This window comes from Pseudomonas sp. microsymbiont 2 (assembly GCF_054788395.1).
The window spans coordinates 1,726,518-1,744,596 of the sequence record NZ_CM139112.1 but is presented as its reverse complement, the minus strand read 5'-3'; the positions used below and the strand labels follow the sequence as shown (position 1 = coordinate 1,744,596).

The window sequence follows — 18,079 nt, the reverse complement described above, 5'->3', positions numbered from 1 at the left end:
CGTCACTTGTGACGCTGCCCTCAGCCGCTGTTAAATTTGCTTACACTTCTACTGCGGCTCCCCTCATGCCCACGCCACTCAAACGTCGCCTGCTGACCTTCGTCGCCCTGGTCGCACTGATCGGCCTCGCTTTTCTCGCCCACTGGTACTTCAAGGGACGCTTCTACGAAAGCACCGACAATGCCTATGTGCAGGGCGAGATCACACGCGTTTCCAGCCAGCTGGGCGCGCGAATCGATGAAGTGCCGGTGCAGGACAACCAGCACGTGAACAAGGGCGATCTGCTGGTGCGTCTGGAGGCCGCCGACTTCGAACTGGCCGTCGAGCGCGCCCGCGCCGCCCTGGCCACTCGCGAGGCCGAGCGCATGCAGGCGCAGAGCCGGCTCACCCAGCAAGGCAGCCTGATCGCCGCCGGCCAGGCCCAGGTCGCCGCCAACCAGGCCACCCTCGACCGCTCGCAGCTCGACCTGAACCGCGCCCAGGCCCTGCGCAAACCTGGCTTCGTCTCCGAGGAACGGGTCACCACCCTGTCGGCCGAAAGCCATGTCGCCCGCTCCCAGGTCGACAAGGCCCAGGCCGACCTCAAGGGCCAGCGCCAGCAAGTCGACGCCCTTGGCGCCGAGCTCAAGCGCCTCGATGCGCAGATCAGCAACGCCCGTGCCGACCTGGCCCAGGCCGAGCTGAACCTGACCCGCTGCGCGATCCATGCACCGATCAGCGGCACCATCGGCCAGCGTAGCGCGCGCAACGGCCAGGTGGTGCAGGCCGGCGCGTACCTGCTGTCGATCGTTCCCGACGAGGACATCTGGGTACAGGCCAACTTCAAGGAAACCCAGATCGGCAGGATGCACCCCGGCCAACGTGCCGAACTGCTGTTCGACAGCTACCCCGACACGCCTGTCGAGGGCCGTGTCGACAGCCTGTTCGCCGCCTCCGGCGCGCAGTTCAGCCTGCTGCCACCGGACAACGCCACCGGCAATTTCACCAAGGTGGTACAGCGCATCCCGGTCAAGCTGACCTTCGCCGCCGACAACCCGCTGCATGGTCGCATCCGCCCCGGCATGTCGGTCACCGCCACCATCGACCTGCGCGACGAGGACGCAGGCCACGATGGCCGGTGACACGCTGCTGCGCCCCACCGCCGAGCCGACCCGGCGCGACTGGATCGCGGTAATGAGCGTGATGCTCGGCGCCTTCATGGCGGTGCTGGACATCCAGATCACCAACTCGTCGCTCAAGGACATCCAGGGCGCGCTGTCGGCGACCCTGGAGGAAGGCTCGTGGATCTCCACCTCTTATCTTGTGGCGGAGATCATCATGATCCCGCTGACCGCCTGGCTGGTACAGCTGCTCTCGGCGCGGCGCCTGGCGGTGTGGGTGTCGTTCGGCTTCCTGGCGTCGTCGCTGCTGTGCTCCATGGCCTGGAACCTGGAAAGCATGATCGTGTTCCGCGCCCTGCAAGGCTTCACGGGGGGCGCGCTGATCCCGCTGGCCTTCACCCTGACGCTCATCAAGCTGCCGGAGCATCACCGTGCCAAGGGCATGGCCATGTTCGCCATGACCGCCACCTTCGCCCCCTCCATCGGCCCGACCCTGGGCGGCTGGCTGACCGAGAACTGGGGCTGGGAGTACATCTTCTACATCAACATCCCGCCCGGGTTGGTGATGATCGCCGGCCTGCTCTACGGCCTGGAAAAGAAAGACGCGCACTGGGAGCTGCTGAAAAGCACCGACTATGCGGGCATCGTCACCCTTGGCCTTGGCCTGGGCTGCCTGCAAGTGTTTCTCGAGGAGGGACATCGCAAGGACTGGCTGGAGTCGAACCTGATCGTCAGCCTCGGCACGATCGCCCTGCTCAGCCTGATCCTGTTCGTGATCCTGCAGTTTTCCCGCCCGCATCCGCTGATCAACCTGCGCATTCTCGGCAACCGCAACTTTGGCCTGTCGAGCATCGCCAGCCTGGGCATGGGGGTCGGGCTGTACGGGTCGATCTACCTGCTGCCGCTGTATCTTGCGCAGATCCAGGGCTACAACGCCTTGCAGATCGGCGAGGTGATCATGTGGATGGGCGTGCCGCAGCTGTTCTTGATCCCGCTGGTGCCGCAGTTGATGAAGGTGATCCCGCCCAAGGTGCTGTGCGCCCTGGGTTTCTGCCTGTTCGGGGCAGCCAGCTTTGGCTCCGGCGTGCTCAACCCGGACTTCGCCGGCCCCCAGTTCAACCAGATCCAGGTGATCCGCGCCCTTGGTCAGCCGATGATCATGGTGACCATCTCGCTGATCGCCACTGCGTACATCCAGCCGCAGGACGCGGGGTCGGCGTCGAGCCTGTTCAACATCCTGCGCAACCTGGGCGGTGCCATCGGCATCGCCTTGCTGGCGACGCTGCTGGATGCGCGGACCAAGGTGTACTTCGACTACCTGCGCGAGGCGCTGGTGCCGGGTAATCCGCAAGTGGCCGAGCGCCTGGCGCAGCTGGCGGAGCGGCTGGGCAGCGATAACGCGGCGCTGGGCAAGCTGTCCGAGATTACCCACCAGCAGGCCTTGATCATGGCCTACAACGATGCCTTCCATTTTGTCGGGATCGGGCTGGCGGTGAGCATGCTGGCGGTGTTGCTGACGCGCACGTTGCCGCAGGGGTTGAAGGCGGGCGAGGCGCACTGAGGAGGCTCATATCACATGGGAGCAACTGTCTTGCTGGGCGCTTGGGATCACGCCTGACCTGTAGGAGCGGCCTTGCCGAGACGTCGGACCGGTCGGAAAGGGCCGCGCAGCGGCCCCGGCAATTTCTGCCTTGATGCTGAGATCCTGGGCTGCTCCGCAGCCCTTTCGCGACACAAGGCCGCTCCTACAGGGATTGCGTACGGCTTTAGCTGGTCAGCAGGCGCTCGCGTAGCTTGCCGATCTCGTCGCGCAACTGCGCCGCGGCTTCGAATTCCAGGTCGCGGGCGAACTGGAACATCTTCTCCTCGAGCTGCTTGATGCGCTTGGTGATCTCGGCCGGGGTCTGCAACTCGACCTCGTAGCGCCCGGCCTCCTCCGCCGCCTTGGCCATGCCCTTGCGCTTCTTGCTCCGCGCTCCCGGCACGGTGGCGCCTTCCAGGATGTCGGTGATGTCCTTGACCACGCCCTTGGGCACGATGCCATGGGCTTCGTTGAACGCCACCTGCTTGGCCCGGCGCCGCTCGGTCTCGTCGATGGCCCGCTGCATGGAGCCGGTGATGTTGTCGGCGTAGAGGATGGCCTTGCCGTTCAGATTGCGCGCGGCACGACCGATGGTCTGGATCAGCGAGCGCTCGGAACGCAGGAAACCTTCCTTGTCGGCGTCGAGAATCGCCACCAGCGACACCTCGGGCATATCCAGGCCCTCGCGCAGCAGGTTGATCCCCACCAGTACATCAAAGGTGCCCAGGCGCAGGTCGCGAATGATCTCGACCCGCTCGACGGTGTCGATGTCCGAGTGCAGGTAGCGCACCCGCACATCGTGGTCGGCCAGGTAATCGGTGAGGTCTTCGGCCATGCGCTTGGTCAGCGTGGTGGCCAGCACCCGTTCGCCCAGGGCCACGCGCTTGCCAATCTCCGAGAGCAGGTCATCCACCTGGGTCAGCGCCGGACGTACCTCGACCTGCGGATCGACCAGGCCGGTCGGTCGCACCACCTGCTCCACCACCCGCCCGGCGTGCTCGGCCTCGTAGGGCCCGGGGGTGGCGGAGACGAAGATGGTCTGCGGGCTTACCGCCTCCCACTCATCGAAGCGCATCGGACGGTTGTCCAGTGCCGACGGCAGGCGGAAGCCGTATTCCACCAGCGTTTCCTTGCGTGAACGGTCGCCCTTGTACATGGCGCCGACCTGGGGAACGCTGACGTGGGACTCGTCGATCACCAGCAGCGCGTCATCCGGCAGGTAGTCGTAGAGCGTCGGCGGCGGCGCGCCGGCCGGGCGCCCGGAGAGGTAGCGCGAGTAGTTCTCGATGCCGTTGCAGTAGCCCAGCTCGAGGATCATCTCCAGGTCGAAACGGGTGCGCTGCTCCAGGCGCTGGGCCTCGACCAGCTTGTTGTGCTTGTGCAGGTACTCCAGGCGCTCCTTGAGCTCCTCCTTGATCCCGTCCACGGCCTCGACCAGGGTTTCCCTGGGCGTCACGTAGTGGCTCTTGGGGTAGAACGTAAAACGCGGCAGCTTGCGGATCACTTCGCCGGTCAGCGGATCGAAGGCGGCGATGTTCTCCACTTCGTCATCGAACAGCTCGATGCGGATCGCCTCGAGGTCCGATTCGGCCGGAAAGATGTCGATCACATCGCCGCGCACACGGAAGGTGGCGCGGGCGAAATCCATCTCGTTGCGGGTGTACTGCAGGTCGGCCAGGCGGCGCAGCAGCGCGCGCTGGTCGAGCTTGTCGCCACGATCGACGTGCAGGACCATCTTCAGGTAAGTCTCGGGGCTGCCCAGGCCGTAGATGCACGACACCGTGGTGACGATGATCGCGTCGCGCCGCTCGAGCAGCGCCTTGGTCGCCGACAGGCGCATCTGCTCGATATGGTCGTTGATCGAGGCGTCCTTCTCGATGAAGGTGTCCGACGACGGCACGTAGGCCTCGGGCTGGTAGTAGTCGTAGTAGGAAACGAAGTACTCCACCGCATTGTTCGGGAAGAACGCCTTGAACTCGCCGTACAGCTGGGCCGCCAGGGTCTTGTTCGGCGCCAGCACCATGGTCGGGCGCTGTACCTGCTGGATGACGTTGGCGATGCTGAAGGTCTTGCCCGAGCCAGTCACCCCGAGCAGGGTCTGGTGCGAAAGGCCGGCATCGATACCTTCGACCATCTGGCGGATGGCCTCGGGCTGATCGCCGGCCGGCTGGAATCGGGTGACGAGCTGGAACTCGGACATGTCAGACCTCGTGGATGTCGCGGCAACTGTAAATTTAGCCAGTAGTCTATACCCAAATGCGCCTGCCCGGCGCCGGATTCAAGTGCGGCCCTCGCGCCCGCATGGCAATGGACCCGGCAATTCGACCAATGGTCGAAAAATATTTGCGCAAACAACCGCAAAAGCTGCGCCGGACTGTCGCCGTGACCGATGGGTATCACTATACTGACTCCCCGTTTGCGCACCGCTTCAGTGCCTTCGGCTGGAGCGTGGCGACCCCTATCACTCTCCTATCAGAGCCAAGGTAACAATGAGCCTGTTTTCCGCTGTCGAGCTGGCACCCCGCGACCCTATCCTGGGCCTCAACGAAGCATTCAACGCCGACCCACGCACCGACAAGGTGAACCTGGGCGTGGGCGTGTACTGCAATGAGGAAGGCCGCATCCCGCTGCTGCGCGCGGTGATCGAGGCCGAGACCGCCCGTGCCGCCCAGCACGCTTCCCGCGGCTACCTGCCGATCGACGGTATCGCCCAGTATGACCAGGCCGTGCAGAAGCTGATCTTCGGTGCCGAGTCGCCGCTGCTGAGCGCCGGTCGCGTGGTCACCGTGCAGGCCGTTGGCGGTACCGGCGCGCTGAAGATCGGCGCCGATTTCCTCAAGCGCCTGCAGCCGGGCGCCGTGGTGGCCATCAGCGACCCGAGCTGGGAAAACCACCGCGCCCTGTTCGAGAGCGCTGGCTTCCCGGTACAGACCTACCGTTACTACGACGCCGCCAGCCACGACGTCAACCGTGCTGGCATGCTCGAGGACCTGAACACCCTGCCGGCCGGCTCGGTCATCGTCCTGCACGCCTGCTGCCACAACCCGACCGGCGTCGACCTGTCGCTGGACGACTGGAAGAACGTCCTGGAAGTGGTCAAGGCCAAGGGCCACATCCCGTTCCTCGACATGGCCTACCAGGGCTTCGGTGCCGGCATCGACGAAGATGCCTTCGCCGTGCGCCTGTTCGCCGAATCGGGCCTGGAGTTCTTCGTCTCCAGCTCGTTCTCCAAGTCGTTCTCGCTCTACGGCGAGCGCGTGGGCGCGCTGTCGATCGTCACCGGCTCGAAGGACGAGAGCACCCGCGTGCTGTCGCAGGTCAAGCGCGTGATCCGCACTACCTACTCCAACCCGCCGACCCATGGCGCCAGCATCGTCGCCGCCGTGCTCAACAGCCCCGAGCTGCGCCAGATGTGGGAAACCGAGCTGGCCGAGATGCGCGAGCGCATCCACGGCATGCGCAAGCAGATGGTCGAGCTGCTGGCCGAATACGGCGCCAAGCGCGACTTCAGCTTCGTCGGTCGCCAGTGCGGCATGTTCTCCTACTCGGGCCTGACCGTGGAGCAAGTGGCGCGCCTGAAGAACGAGTTCGGCATCTATGCCCTGGACACCGGTCGCATCGCGGTCGCCGCGCTCAACCAGAGCAACATCCACGTGGTGACCAAGGCCATCGTCGAGGTGCTGTAACTGTTTGATTGTCTTGGGGGAAGCTTGACTTCCCCCAAGCAGGCGCTAAGATACGCGCAGATTCCGCGATAGCTCAGTCGGTAGAGCAAATGACTGTTAATCATTGGGTCCCTGGTTCGAGTCCAGGTCGCGGAGCCAGACACTGAAAACCTCCAGATGCGCAAGCACTGGAGGTTTTTTCTTGCCTGCGATTCAGGGTTGGGACAAGGGCTCGGTCACTGGCTTGCCCTCGTCCACCAGGCTCCAGACCAGCAGTTTGGCAGGCGCGCTCTTGCTGGCATTGCGCGACACGCTGTGCACGGTGCCCGGTGCTTCGTACCAGAACTCGCCGGCCTTGTAGGTCTTTTCCGGCTCGTCGTTGAGCTTGGAGGTCACCGCGCCTTCCAGCACATAGGCCATGACCGCACCGGGGTGCTGATGGGCGGGTGACGCCTGACCGGGGCCGTAGCTGACCGTGAGCATCACGGCTTTCTTGCCGGGGGCGTTGCTGGGGAGTTGTTCCTGGAGGACCTTGACCTGGTCGGGCTTCTCGCCGTGGGCCCAGGAGGGCGACAACGGGGCGAGCAGGCCTAACGTCAACAGGGCAATGGGCAGACGGATGGATCGCATGGGGCTTCTCCTGAGGGGTAATCTACCTGCAGGTTAAGCTCAGGGTTGTGGAGGGAAAACGGCCAATTTGCGGAAAAAACGGGAGGCCTATTGCCGAACTATCGCGTTTAGCCGTTGCCGTTGCCGTTGCCGTTGCCGTTGCCGTTGCCGTTGCCGTTGCCGTTGCCGTTGCCGTTGCCGATCAAGAGTCTAGCCCCATAGCCTGCTAGCGACAGCTGCGTCAGCCCAGGCGCCGCCCGTAACTTCGCGACTTCAGGAGGCCGAACGCAGGCCTTGCGGAGGGAGGTGACGGGCATGGATGCCCGTCAAGCGCTGGGGCCCAGGATGGGCCCTGCAGCGCGGTCCTCCCGGGAGCAAGGCCGGAGTGAGGGGACCCGGAGCGAAGCGTAGGGCCGGATGAATGGAGCGCAGCGTTTTTTGGTTACTTTTTGTCGCGTTTGACAAAAAGTGACCCGCCGTAGGGCGGAAAGGTGACTATGCGTCGCCATCGCAAATGAATGCGTTTACAACTGTAGAAACCCACGCCGATCGCATTTGACTTTGACTTTGACTTTTAAAGAGTCTGTATTGAAAGTTATATGCGCATTCATTTGCGATGGTGACGCATAGTCACCCTTCCGCCCTTACGGCGGGTCACTTTTTGTCAAACGCGACAAAAAGTAACCAAAAAACGCTGCGCTCCATCATCCGGCCCCTACGCTTCGCTCCGGGGTTCCCTCGCTCCGTTCTTGCTCCCGGGAGGACCGCGCTGAACGCCCCATCCTGGGGCGCAGCGCTTGACGGGCATCCATGCCCGTCACCTCCCTTCGCAAGAACTCCGCTCGGCCTCCTGAAGTCGCAATTGGCGGCGCCTGAACTATCGCGCACTTAGAAGCAAGATCAAGTTCAAGTTCAAGTTCAAGTTCAAGTTCAAGAGACATGAGTTTAATATCGGACGAGCATGTAAGTATTGATACGCAGGCTCAGAGAACAACTATCAAACACTACGCCCAATCGGATAAAACTCACCTCGACTCCAGACCCCAAGCCAAACATCCCCATCGATCTTGCGCGCCACCGCCAGCTCCACCAGTTGATAGAACACATTACGATGAATCAACGCCTCAAGATTGCCGCGCATAAGCACATAAGGGGAAGGCTCCTGGGTAACCGGATCAAGTTCGATCCGCAGCGGATGATCCACCCCAGCCTCGACCTGGTCGTCGACATTGCTGGTAAACCGCAGCACCTGCTGCTCCCCCTTGCCCTCTACGTCCAGCAACACGGCAACGAACGGCGCATCGTCGACCCGAATACCGACCTTCTCCACCGGCGTGACCAGGAAGTAGTCGTCTCCGTCACGCCGAATGATGGTGGAGAACAACCGCACCATCGGCTTGCGCCCGATCGGCGTCCCCAGGTAGTACCAGGTCCCGTCCCGGGCGATTCGCATGTCGATGTCGCCGCAGAAATCCGGATTCCACAAGTGCACCGGGGGCAGCCCCTTGTGCGCTGGAATCTGCGCCAGAAGATCGCTGGCCTTGCCCGAATCAGTCATCTCGCTCTCGCTCAGCGGCTCATGCCCAGAAGACTACGAGCGTACTCGCGCATCGGCGCTGCGAGCAAATCCTGTGGCGTGTTGTCGTGGAACGTCAACAAACCGCCACGGCTCTTGATGCGAGCGGTATCGATCAGGTAACGGGTGCTGGTCTCGATCAGCATCATCTGCACCACACCGCTGTCCCAGCCCAGGCGATCCACAGCCTGTTCGTCATACCACTCGTCACCGTTGCCGATGCGATCGTCGGTACGCGCGAAACGGGTGTACAGCACGTAATCGGCCCCTACCGAGCGCGCCTCGGCGATGGCATCCTCCAACCCCAGCGGGCCCTGGGCGCGACGCACCAGCGGGAAGTACTCGACGAAGCTCTTGAAAGCCTCCTCCGCCACCGCGTTCTGCCGCGGCACCGGCCCCTTGCCTGGCGGTACGAACGCCCCCTGGCCGATGAAGATGAACGAGTCCGGCTGCAGTCGGACCGACAGGGTACGGGTGGTGTCGCTGTGGTCCAGCAGGCCCGCATCACTCATGTGGTAACGGACGCCTTCGCCCATATCGCTGACATTCATGCAGCCGCCCAACGCCATCAGCGCCAGCAGCAAGACCAGGCTACGCATCTTTCCTCCAAAGACCGGTGACGAAAAACCGGCGAATAGCCGCCAGATGCAGCTTTTGCGCCAGAGTCAGCCGCCGATCACCTTCATCACCATCACATCGCCGGAGAACGCCAGGTCCTGCTTGTCGGCCAACGCCTTCACCAGCAACCGCTGCAAGGCGGGGAGCGCCTCGTGACGCGGCTTGTCCAGCAGCTCGCCGACAAAGTGCCGGTTGCTCGATGACAGACAGCCATGCAACCAGCCGGTGGACGACAATCGCAGCCGCGAGCAGGCACGACAGAACGGGACGCTTTCATTGGCGATCACCCCGAAGTAGCCCAGGCCGGGGATCCGATAACGCAAGGCGGTGGCATCCAGCGGACGGGGCGCCTGCTCATAGGCATGCGCCTGGCCAATCACTGCCAGCAATTGTTCGAGGCTCACGAACTGCTGCAGGAAGGCATTGCGGTCACGTGCCAGGTGGCCCATACGCATCAGCTCGATGAAGCGCAGCTCGTAGCCGTGCGCCAGGCAGTAATCGAGCAGTGGCAGCACCTGGTCCAGGTTCTGCCCACGCATGGGCACCATGTTGACCTTGATCGCCATGCCCGCCGCACTGGCCTGCGCCATCCCGGCGAGCACACTGGCCAGGTCCCCGCCCCGGGCGATCCGGCGAAATGCCAGAGGATCCAAGGTGTCGAGAGAGACATTGAGCCGGCGAATACCAGCATCACGCAGCTGCGGCAACTTGCGCGAGAGCAACTGACCATTGGTAGTGAGGCTGACCTCCTCCAACTTCAGTTCGGCTACCGCTCCGAGGAAGGCATCCAGGCGTGGACTGACCAGCGGCTCACCACCGGTGATGCGCAGCCGTTCGATGCCGGCCGCCTCGACCAGATACGCCACACCACGCGCCAATGCGTCAGCCGAAAGCTCATCCTGCGCCGCCACCAGGCGTTTGCCGTCCGGCACACAGTAGGTGCAGGCATAGTTGCAGGCAGCAGTCAGGCTGACGCGCAGGTTGCGAAAGCGCCTGCCTTGACGATCGACGATCATGGATGACTCCGGCATGGAAGATTCTGGCGGCAAAACCTGACTCATAAATCAGGTTTTTGCAAGCCTTCCCGTCGAAGCCTGAAGCAAGAGTGCCCGCCGATGATCCGGCAGGCACGCATTGAGCAGCTTTAGCTCGCGGCTTCCGGATCGCGCTTGCGCTTGTTGCCCATGCGCACGCCGATATCCATGAGGAACTGGAAGAAACCTTCCTGATCCTCGAGCACATTGCTCCAGAATGGCGAGTGATAGAGCGCGACCGCGCCATGCACCAAGGCCCACGCCGCGCAATAATGGAAATACGGCGGCACGTCCTCGAGCTTGCCTTCGCTGATCCGCCCCTTGATCAGTTGGGTCAGGCGGTCGAAGTTGGATGCACGGATGCTGTGCAGTTGCTCGACCATTTCCGGCACCTGGTTGCCCTTGACCACCTTTTCCTCAAGACGGTCGAACAACCGGTAGCGCTGCGGATCGCGCATGCGGAATTCGAAATAGGCACGTGACAAAGCCTCCTTGTCACGGTCGACGTCAGCCGAATGCAACAGTTCGTTCAAGTCGCGCTCGTAGTCGAGCATCAGGCGCAGATAAATCTCCGCCTTGGACTTGAAGTGCTTGTAGATCGTGCCTTTGCCGATGCCCACGGCGTCGGCGATCATCTCGACGGTGACACTGTCTTCACCCTGTTCGAGAAACAGCTTGAGCGCCGTGTCGAGGATTTCCTGCTCGCGACGACGAAACTCACGGACCTTACGAGGTTCTTTCTGCATAAGAAGGACTGGGATGACAATCGAAGCGGATTATTATGCCTAACTGGCGGCAAATTGCACGGATCTTCCAACCATGTCTATGTTTCATGATGAGTTCGAGCTGGCGCCGGGCCTGTGCTACCTCAACCACGCCGCTATCGCCCCTTGGCCCCGTCGGACCCACGACGCGGTGGCCCGCTTCGCCAGCGACAACATGCGCCTGGGTGCCAGCGAGTATCCGGCCTGGCTGGCTACTGAACGACGTCTGCGCGAGCGCCTGGCACGCCTGATCAATGCCCCGAGCAGCGGCGATGTCGCGCTGGTTGGCAGCACCTCCCAGGCCCTGTCTCTGGTGGCGTTCGGGCTCGACTGGCGGCCTGGGGACCAGATAGTCATCAGCGCCGAGGAGTTCCCTTCCAACCGCGTGGTATGGCAGGCCCTGGCCGACCAGGGCGTCGAAGTGCTCGAGGCGAGTCTCGCTGGCAGCGACCCGGAGGCTGCGCTGCTCGCCACCTGCGGCCCCCGCACGCGCTTGCTGTCGGTCAGCGCCGTGCAGTACGCCACTGGCCTGCGCCTTGACCTTGCGCGCCTGGGCCGGGCCTGCCGCGCGCATGGCGTGCTGTTTTGCGTGGACGCGATCCAGCAGATTGGCGCCCTGCCCTTCGACGTCCAGGCATACCCATGCGATTTCGCCATGGCCGACGGCCATAAATGGATGCTGGGCCCCGAGGGCCTGGGCCTGTTCTATTGCCGCAGCGACCTGCGCCGGCAACTGAAGCTGCACGCCTACGGCTGGCACATGCTGGACAACCTGGGCGACTTCGACCGCCGTCAGTGGCAGCCGGCGCGCAGCGCACGGCGCTTCGAATGCGGCAGCCCGAACATGCTCGGCGCCTGCGCGCTGGAGGCCAGCCTGTCGCTGCTGGAGGAAGTCGGCATGGTAACGGTCGCAGAGCGGCTGGCAGAGCGAGTCAGGCTGCTGCATGAGGGGCTGGCGAGCATTCCCGGCGTGCGCCTGCATAGTCCGGCCGACCCCGAGCGGCGTGCCGGCATCGTTAATTTCAGCCTCGACGGGCATGCCAATGCCGACATTTATCGATCACTCACCGAAAATGGCGTGATCTGTGCCCTGCGCGGCCCAGGAGTACGCTTTTCCCCGCACTTTCATACCGATGACCACCTGATTGCCGAAGCTCTGCGACAGGTCCGACAAATCGCCATGCATTGAATGCGCAATGGACTGCGGGCGTATTCCAAATTTGTTTAAAAAACGATCAACGATCACTGGCGACTCGTCAAACCTGACCAATACTTGAAGTGTTGGCGTGGCGCATCCCCCCCAAGTGACGCGCCGATAAAGGTGCCCACGGACCGTGTACCTTTGTTTTACTCCTAATGGTCTTAACCCGGATTCCTCCCCCAGAACCCGGGTTTTTTTTGGCCGGATCGGCGCCCGCCCACGCGACAACCTTTCCCGGGCGGCTCAGGCCACCCGTGCCAACGGGAACAGGCGCTTGAAGTTGCCGGTGGTCTGCTCGGCCAGTTGCTCGTAGCTGACACCGCGCAGCGAGGCCACGTACTCGGCGACCTCGCGCACATATTGCGGCAGGTTCGGCTTGCCACGATGCGGGATCGGCGCCAGGTACGGCGAGTCGGTCTCCACCAGCAGGCGATCGACCGGTACTTGGCGGGCTACCTCGCGCAAGGCGTCGGCGTTGCGGAAGGTGACGATGCCCGACAACGAGATGTAGTAGCCCAGGTCCAGCGCCGCCCTGGCCATCGGCCAGTCCTCGGTAAAGCAGTGCAAGACCCCGGCCTGGGGCAGGCTGGCCTCGCGCAGCAACGCCAGGGTGTCTTCACGCGCCGCACGGGTATGCACGATCACCGGCTTGCCGGTCTGGCGCGATGCTTCCAGGTGAAGACGGAACGATGCCTGCTGCAACTCGGCGGCCTCCGGCTCGTAGTGGTAATCCAGCCCGGTCTCGCCAATGGCCACCACATGCGGATGAGCCAGTTCGCGCAGCAGCCATTCCAATGCCGGCGTCTCGCCCGGCGCCAGGTCGAGCGGATGCACACCTACCGAACAGTCGACATCCGCGTAGCGCTCGCTGAGCGCCTTGACCGCGCCTGCGTTGTCCGCGCTCACGCCGATGCATAGGAAATGCCCGATCCCACGCTCACGCGCCGCCTGCAGGGCGGCATCGAGGGAGCCCTGGTGGGCGCTCAGGTCTAGACGATCGAGATGGCAATGGGAATCTACGAGCATGGGAACACGACACACATGAATGAACGATGGAAGTTAGCGCTGACCCGGCAGTTGCACCCAGTGGGCGAGCAAGGCTTCGAGCAGCAACACACGGTTGAGATTGGCCTTGCCCAGCACCTTTTGACGCTGCTCCAGAATCCACGCCTGGATCTCCAGCACCTTGGCCGGGCGGCTTTTCTGCGCCAGATACTGCAGCACCTTGCGCATGTCGGCCAAGCCTAGCCCTTCGTCGTCCTGGGTCAACTGATAGCGCAGGATCAGGTGCGACCAGTCGCAGAACCAATCGAACAGCAGCAGCAACGGCACCGTGTTCCAGGCTTCGGCCAGCTGGCTGGGCGACTGCTGCTGCTTGAGCAGTTTCTTCACCCCTTCGGTGACCAGCGCCCGCTGCTCACGCACCCCTTGGGCCTGCAGGCTGGCCGCCATCAAGGGCGATCCCGCGGCCAGGGTCAGCAGCTCTTCGCGCTCGTCCTCATCGCTGTCCGCCAGCGCTCCGGCCAGCCACTCCCGGCTCTGGGCCAGGCTGGGTTGCGGGCAGGCGATCTGCTGGCAGCGGCTCTTGATGGTCGGCAGCAGGCGACTGGGCTGATGGCTGACCAGCAGCAGCACGGTATCGCCTGAGGGCTCCTCGAGGCTTTTGAGCAAGGCGTTGGAGGCGTTGATGTTCATCGCTTCGACCGGCTCGATCAGCACCACCTTGCGCCCCCCTTGCTGGGCGGTCTGCACCACGAACGACACCAGATCGCGCACCTGGTCGATCTTGATCGGCTTGTCGGCTTCCTCCGGCTCCAGCACGAAGTTGTCCGGATGGCTCCCAGCCTTGAGCAGCAAGCAGGACTTGCACTGCCCACAGGCATCCAGGCCATGCGGCTGCTGGCACAACAGCCGCGCCATGAGGCGCTCGGCCAGGGCGCGCTTGCCGATGCCCTGCGGCCCATGCAGCAGATAAGCGTGCGCATGCTGGCCGCGACCGGCCAACTGCTGCCACAACGCCTGCTGCCAAGGGTAGGCTTCAGCCACGGCAACGCTCCAGGATGCCCGGCAGCAACGCGTCTATCGCACGCTGCACCGTCTCCAGCGGCTGCGCGGCGTCCAGCAGGCTGTAGCGCTGCGGCTGCTGTCCTGCGCGCCGCAGGTAAGCTTGGCGCACGGCCTCGAAGAAGTCCTGGCCTTCCTGCTCGAAACGGTCCAGGCGGCCTCGGGCGGCGGCACGGGCCAAGCCAACCTCCACCGGCAGGTCGAAGACCAGGGTCAGGTCCGGGCGCAGGTCGCCCTGGACGAACGCTTCGAGAATGGCGATGCGTTCCACCGACAACCCCCGGCCACCGCCCTGATAGGCATAAGTCGCGTCGGTAAAGCGGTCGCACAGCACCACGGCGCCACGCGCCAGTGCCGGGCGAATGACCTCGGCCAGATGCTGCGCGCGCGCGGCGAACATCAGCAGCAGCTCGGTATCGACGGCCATGGCCTCCTCGCTCGGCGCCAACAACAGCTCGCGGATGCGCTCGGCCAATGGCGTGCCACCGGGCTCGCGAGTCATGACCACATCGATGCCCTGTTCGCGCAAACGCGCCGCCAGGTACTCGCGATTGGTACTCTTGCCCGCGCCTTCGGGGCCTTCCAGGGTGATAAACAAACCGCTCACGAGTGGTCCTTGTTCTCTTCTGGCACCGGCACGTCGGCCGGTGCGGATTCATCGATGGGCGCCGGCCTGTCGTCTTCTGGCGCAAGCGGCTCGTCGGGCGCCGACTCTGCGGATGGCGCCGGCTGCGCCTGCGGAGCAGGGCTCGAGCGGTAGTCCGAGCGGCGCTTGAGCTGAAACTCGCGCACGGCGCTGTTGTGGTCGTCCAGATCGTCGGAGAACACGTGGCTGCCATCGCCACGGGCGACGAAATACAGGCTGGAACCATCGCTGGGGTTCAGCGCCGCATGGATCGCCTCGCGACCGACCATGGCGATCGGCGTCGGCGGCAGGCCAGTCATGGTGTAGGTGTTGTAGGGCGTGGGCTCGCGCAGGTCGGCGCGGGTGATCTTGCCGTTGTAGCGCTCGCCCATGCCATAGATAACGGTAGGGTCGGTCTGCAACATCATGCCCAGGCGCATGCGGCGCACGAACACACCGGCGATCTGCCTGCGCTCCTGGGGAATACCGGTTTCCTTTTCCACCAGCGAGGCCATGATCAGCGCCTGGTAAGGATCGCGGTACGGCAGATCGGTGCTGCGCTCGGCCCACTCCCTGGCCAGCACTTCATCCAGGCGCATGTACGCCTGTTGCAGCAACTCGACATCGCTCATGCCGCGCACGAAGCGGTAGGTATCGGGGAAGAAGCGGCCTTCGGGGAACACGCCGGTATGGCCGAGCTTGTCCATCACCTCGGAATCGGACAGACCATCGAGGGTGTGCTTGAGCTTTTCGTGCTTGGCCACCGCGGCACGCACCTGGCGGAAGGTCCAGCCCTCGACCAGGGTGAGGTTGTACTGCACCACGTCGCCGCGCTTCCAGGCGTCGAACAGCTGCCCCACGGTCATGCCGGGGGTAACGCGGTACTCGCCGGTGTGCAACGGCGTACCCGCCATGTTGAAGCGCCAGTAAAGACGCAACCACAGCGGATCGTCGAGCAAGCCTTCGCTCTGCATGCGATAGAACATGCGGTTGGGCGTCGTGCCATTGGGCACGTCGAGCAAGCGCTCCTGCGCCACTTGCAGGGGCTGCTCCAGGACCGAGTTGACCTTCCAGGCCGCCCAACCCAATGCCAGGCCGGCGATGATCAACCCCGTTTCCAGCAGCAGCAGGAATTTGCGTCTCACGAATCAAGTATCCAGTAACGTACGGGCAACGGCCTGCAGTTTACGGGTGAGCGGCCCCGCCGGCCAGTTCAGCGCGGCGAATTCACGCACAGGCCAGATACCGTAGACACTGTTGCAGACGAACACCTCGTCGGCCTGCTCCAGCGCCTCCAGCGGCAAGTCCCGCACTTGAGTGGGAATGCCCAGCAACGCCGCCTGCTCCAGCAGCGCCGCGCGCATCACCCCGGCCACGCCGCAACGGCTCAGCTCGGCGGTCAGCAGCACGCCACCGCGCACCAGGAACAGGTTGCTGTACACCCCTTCGATCACCCGCCCTTGGCCATCACGCATCAAGCCTTCGGCAAACGCGCTGTCCTGCCATTCGGCGCGGGCCAGCACCTGCTCGAGGCGGTTGAGGTGTTTGAGCCCGGCCAGTAGCGGTTGTTCCGCCAAGCGTGTCTGGCAGGCGTACAAGCGCACGCCCTGTTCGGCGTGTTCGGCGGGATAGGCGGGCAAGGGGCTGCCCTGGAGGATGCGCCGCGCCTGGGCGCCAGCCGCCGGGGCGTAACCGCGCTGGCTGTCGCCGCGGGTCAGGATCAGCTTGGCGACGCCTTCGCCCAGCAATTGGGCGAATTGCAACAATTCATTGCGAACAAGCGTCAGGTCGACTTCGATCGCCAGGCGCTGGCAACCCAGCGCCAGGCGGTCGAGGTGCAGGGCCAGCAGGCTGGGCCTGCCGCCGCGCACGGCAATGGTCTCGAACAGGCCATCGCCGTAGGCCAGGCCGCGGTTCTGCAGGTTGACCGCAGCCGCGTCCTGGCCATCGATCCAGCTGTGCATCAGTCGGCGAACCGACGGAATACCAGCGAGCCGTTGGTGCCACCGAAGCCGAACGAGTTGGACAGCACCACGTCGATCGGCATGCTGCGCGCCTGGTGCGGCACGAAGTCCAGGTCGCAGCCTTCGTCAGGCTCGTCCAGGTTGATGGTCGGCGGCGCCATCTGGCTGTTGATCGCCAGGACGCTGAAGATCGCCTCTACCGCACCGGCGGCGCCAAGCAAGTGGCCGGTCATCGACTTGGTCGAGCTCACCGCCAGCTTGTAGGCGTGCTCACCGAACACGCGTTTGATCGCGGCCACTTCGGCCACGTCGCCGGCCGGCGTCGAGGTGCCGTGGGCGTTGATATAGCTGACGTCCTCAGGCTGGATGCCGGCATCGCGCAGGGCGTTGGCCATGCAGCGGGCGGCGCCTTCGCCGGAATCGGGTGGCGAGGTCATGTGGTAGGCGTCGCCGCTCATGCCGAAACCGACCAGCTCGGCATAGATGGTGGCGCCACGGGCCTTGGCGTGCTCCAGCTCTTCGAGCACCAGGGCACCGGCACCGTCGGACAGCACGAAGCCATCACGACCCTTGTCCCACGGACGGCTGGCACGGGCCGGCTCGTCGTTGCGGGTCGACAGTGCGCGCGACGCGCCGAAGCCGCCCATGCCCAGGCCGCAGGCCGCCATTTCAGCGCCGCCGGCGATCATCACGTCGGCTTCGCCATAGGCGATGTTGCGCGCGGCCATGCCGATGCAATGGGTGCCGGTGGTGCAGGCGGTGGCGATCGCGTAGTTCGGCCCTTGCAGACCCAGGTGGATCGACAGGAAGCCGGAGATCATGTTGATGATCGAGCCCGGCACGAAGAACGGCGAGATCCGGCGCGGCCCCTGCTCGTGCAGGGTCTTGCTGGTCTCTTCGATGTTGGTCAGGCCACCGATGCCCGAGCCCATGGCCACGCCGATGCGCTCGCGGTTGGCGTCGGTGATTTCCAGACCGGCGTTGCGCACCGCCTGGAAGCCGGCCGCCAGGCCGTACTGGATGAACAGGTCGAGCTTGCGGGCCTCTTTGGCCGACAGGTACTGCTCGACTTCGAAGCCCTTTACCGAGCCGCCAAAACGGGTGGAGTAGGCAGACAGATCCGTATGCTCGATCGGACCAATGCCACTGCGGCCAGCCAGAATGCCCTGCCAGGTGCTCGGTACATCGGTACCCAGTGGCGACAGCATACCCATACCAGTGACCACGACGCGTCTACGCGACACAGTACTCTCCTCATTTCCAAATTACAGAGTCTC

At 64.0% G+C, this 18,079-nt stretch carries 17 protein-coding genes and 1 tRNA gene; 5 read left to right on the top strand and 13 right to left on the bottom strand.

The window, feature by feature from the left end; genetic code table 11:
* Positions 1-65 precede the first annotated feature (65 nt).
* Both ACYUME_RS07950 and ACYUME_RS07945 read left to right on the top strand, forming a co-directional pair.
* Positions 66-1,121 carry an HlyD family secretion protein gene (locus ACYUME_RS07950; RefSeq protein ID WP_460418509.1) on the top strand — a complete coding sequence of 352 codons (1,056 nt, stop codon included), beginning with the start codon at positions 66-68 and terminating at the stop codon, positions 1,119-1,121.
* Positions 1,111-2,661: an MDR family MFS transporter gene (locus ACYUME_RS07945; RefSeq protein ID WP_460418508.1), complete on the top strand. Its 1,551-nt coding sequence runs from the start codon at positions 1,111-1,113 to the stop codon at positions 2,659-2,661. Before ACYUME_RS07950 ends, ACYUME_RS07945 begins: the two co-directional genes overlap by 11 nt.
* 205 nt (positions 2,662-2,866) lie before the next feature.
* On the opposite strand, the gene uvrB is transcribed toward ACYUME_RS07945, so the two are convergent.
* Positions 2,867-4,882 carry an excinuclease ABC subunit UvrB gene (gene uvrB, locus ACYUME_RS07940; RefSeq protein WP_279888944.1) on the bottom strand — a complete coding sequence of 672 codons (2,016 nt, stop codon included), beginning with the start codon at positions 4,880-4,882 and terminating at the stop codon, positions 2,867-2,869.
* Between the two features lie 289 nt (positions 4,883-5,171).
* Between uvrB and ACYUME_RS07935 the strand changes: the two genes are divergently transcribed.
* Together ACYUME_RS07935 and ACYUME_RS07930 are read left to right on the top strand one after the other, a co-directional pair.
* On the top strand, positions 5,172-6,368 hold the full coding sequence (locus tag ACYUME_RS07935; protein WP_279888946.1) for an amino acid aminotransferase: 1,197 nt from the start codon (positions 5,172-5,174) through the stop codon (positions 6,366-6,368).
* Positions 6,369-6,430: 62 nt separating this feature from the next.
* Positions 6,431-6,506 (top strand) — tRNA-Asn (locus ACYUME_RS07930).
* Between the two features lie 54 nt (positions 6,507-6,560).
* On the opposite strand, the gene ACYUME_RS07925 is transcribed toward ACYUME_RS07930, so the two are convergent.
* From ACYUME_RS07925 to ACYUME_RS07900, 6 genes are all read right to left on the bottom strand, one after another.
* On the bottom strand, positions 6,561-6,977 hold the full coding sequence (locus ACYUME_RS07925) for a cupin domain-containing protein (RefSeq protein ID WP_460418507.1): 417 nt from the start codon (positions 6,975-6,977) through the stop codon (positions 6,561-6,563).
* A 107-nt stretch (positions 6,978-7,084) separates the two neighbouring features.
* Positions 7,085-7,273, bottom strand: a complete 189-nt coding sequence (locus ACYUME_RS07920) for a hypothetical protein (RefSeq protein ID WP_460418506.1) — start codon at positions 7,271-7,273, stop codon at positions 7,085-7,087.
* A gap of 680 nt (positions 7,274-7,953) precedes the next feature.
* Positions 7,954-8,514 (bottom strand): DUF1285 domain-containing protein, encoded by a 561-nt coding sequence (locus ACYUME_RS07915; RefSeq protein WP_460418505.1) that lies wholly within the window; start codon positions 8,512-8,514, stop codon positions 7,954-7,956.
* A gap of 11 nt (positions 8,515-8,525) precedes the next feature.
* Positions 8,526-9,131, bottom strand: coding sequence for a DUF4823 domain-containing protein (locus ACYUME_RS07910; RefSeq protein ID WP_279885101.1), 606 nt, complete (start codon positions 9,129-9,131; stop codon positions 8,526-8,528).
* Between the two features lie 66 nt (positions 9,132-9,197).
* Positions 9,198-10,166 carry a GTP 3',8-cyclase MoaA gene (locus tag ACYUME_RS07905; RefSeq protein WP_279885099.1) on the bottom strand — a complete coding sequence of 323 codons (969 nt, stop codon included), beginning with the start codon at positions 10,164-10,166 and terminating at the stop codon, positions 9,198-9,200.
* Positions 10,167-10,294: 128 nt separating this feature from the next.
* Positions 10,295-10,930: a TetR/AcrR family transcriptional regulator gene (locus tag ACYUME_RS07900; protein ID WP_279885096.1), complete on the bottom strand. Its 636-nt coding sequence runs from the start codon at positions 10,928-10,930 to the stop codon at positions 10,295-10,297.
* 73 nt (positions 10,931-11,003) lie between these two features.
* On the opposite strand from ACYUME_RS07900, the gene ACYUME_RS07895 reads away from it, so the two are divergent.
* Positions 11,004-12,137, top strand: a complete 1,134-nt coding sequence (locus ACYUME_RS07895; protein ID WP_460418504.1) for an aminotransferase class V-fold PLP-dependent enzyme — start codon at positions 11,004-11,006, stop codon at positions 12,135-12,137.
* Between the two features lie 255 nt (positions 12,138-12,392).
* Here the strand turns inward: ACYUME_RS07895 and ACYUME_RS07890 are convergent, their stop codons facing one another.
* From ACYUME_RS07890 to fabF, 6 genes are read right to left on the bottom strand one after another with little or no spacing between them, the layout of a single operon-like run.
* A complete protein-coding gene (locus ACYUME_RS07890; RefSeq protein WP_460418503.1) occupies positions 12,393-13,175 on the bottom strand; it encodes a TatD family hydrolase in 783 nt (260 codons plus the stop codon).
* A 33-nt stretch (positions 13,176-13,208) separates the two neighbouring features.
* Positions 13,209-14,195: a DNA polymerase III subunit delta' gene (locus tag ACYUME_RS07885; RefSeq protein WP_460418502.1), complete on the bottom strand. Its 987-nt coding sequence runs from the start codon at positions 14,193-14,195 to the stop codon at positions 13,209-13,211.
* Positions 14,188-14,820, bottom strand: coding sequence for a dTMP kinase (gene tmk, locus ACYUME_RS07880; RefSeq protein WP_460418501.1), 633 nt, complete (start codon positions 14,818-14,820; stop codon positions 14,188-14,190). The genes ACYUME_RS07885 and tmk overlap by 8 nt, the downstream gene beginning before the upstream one ends.
* The gene (gene mltG / locus ACYUME_RS07875; RefSeq protein ID WP_460418500.1) at positions 14,817-15,983 is read right to left on the bottom strand and encodes an endolytic transglycosylase MltG; all 1,167 of its coding nucleotides are present in this window, start codon (positions 15,981-15,983) and stop codon (positions 14,817-14,819) included. The genes tmk and mltG overlap by 4 nt, the downstream gene beginning before the upstream one ends.
* A 3-nt stretch (positions 15,984-15,986) precedes the next feature.
* Entirely contained in the window at positions 15,987-16,802 is an 816-nt protein-coding gene (pabC, locus tag ACYUME_RS07870; protein ID WP_460418499.1) for an aminodeoxychorismate lyase, read from the bottom strand.
* Positions 16,802-18,046 (bottom strand): beta-ketoacyl-ACP synthase II, encoded by a 1,245-nt coding sequence (fabF, locus tag ACYUME_RS07865; RefSeq protein ID WP_028690991.1) that lies wholly within the window; start codon positions 18,044-18,046, stop codon positions 16,802-16,804. Before fabF ends, pabC begins: the two co-directional genes overlap by 1 nt.
* Positions 18,047-18,079: the final 33 nt, after the last annotated feature.

Excerpts from the sequence above, each read along its gene's own strand:
- uvrB (WP_279888944.1), bottom strand. The coding sequence starts at position 4,882 with ATGTCCGAGTTCCAGCTCGTCACCCGATTCCAGCCGGCCGGCGATCAG.
- ACYUME_RS07915 (WP_460418505.1), bottom strand. The coding sequence starts at position 8,514 with ATGACTGATTCGGGCAAGGCCAGCGATCTTCTGGCGCAGATTCCAGCG.
- pabC (WP_460418499.1), bottom strand. The coding sequence starts at position 16,802 with ATGCACAGCTGGATCGATGGCCAGGACGCGGCTGCGGTCAACCTGCAG.
- ACYUME_RS07890 (WP_460418503.1), bottom strand. The coding sequence starts at position 13,175 with ATGCTCGTAGATTCCCATTGCCATCTCGATCGTCTAGACCTGAGCGCC.
- ACYUME_RS07920 (WP_460418506.1), bottom strand. The coding sequence starts at position 7,273 with ATGCCCGTCACCTCCCTCCGCAAGGCCTGCGTTCGGCCTCCTGAAGTC.
- ACYUME_RS07895 (WP_460418504.1), top strand. The coding sequence starts at position 11,004 with ATGTCTATGTTTCATGATGAGTTCGAGCTGGCGCCGGGCCTGTGCTAC.
- ACYUME_RS07910 (WP_279885101.1), bottom strand. The coding sequence starts at position 9,131 with ATGCGTAGCCTGGTCTTGCTGCTGGCGCTGATGGCGTTGGGCGGCTGC.
- ACYUME_RS07945 (WP_460418508.1), top strand. The coding sequence starts at position 1,111 with ATGGCCGGTGACACGCTGCTGCGCCCCACCGCCGAGCCGACCCGGCGC.
- ACYUME_RS07950 (WP_460418509.1), top strand. The coding sequence starts at position 66 with ATGCCCACGCCACTCAAACGTCGCCTGCTGACCTTCGTCGCCCTGGTC.
- ACYUME_RS07925 (WP_460418507.1), bottom strand. The coding sequence starts at position 6,977 with ATGCGATCCATCCGTCTGCCCATTGCCCTGTTGACGTTAGGCCTGCTC.
- ACYUME_RS07900 (WP_279885096.1), bottom strand. The coding sequence starts at position 10,930 with ATGCAGAAAGAACCTCGTAAGGTCCGTGAGTTTCGTCGTCGCGAGCAG.
- ACYUME_RS07935 (WP_279888946.1), top strand. The coding sequence starts at position 5,172 with ATGAGCCTGTTTTCCGCTGTCGAGCTGGCACCCCGCGACCCTATCCTG.
- ACYUME_RS07905 (WP_279885099.1), bottom strand. The coding sequence starts at position 10,166 with ATGATCGTCGATCGTCAAGGCAGGCGCTTTCGCAACCTGCGCGTCAGC.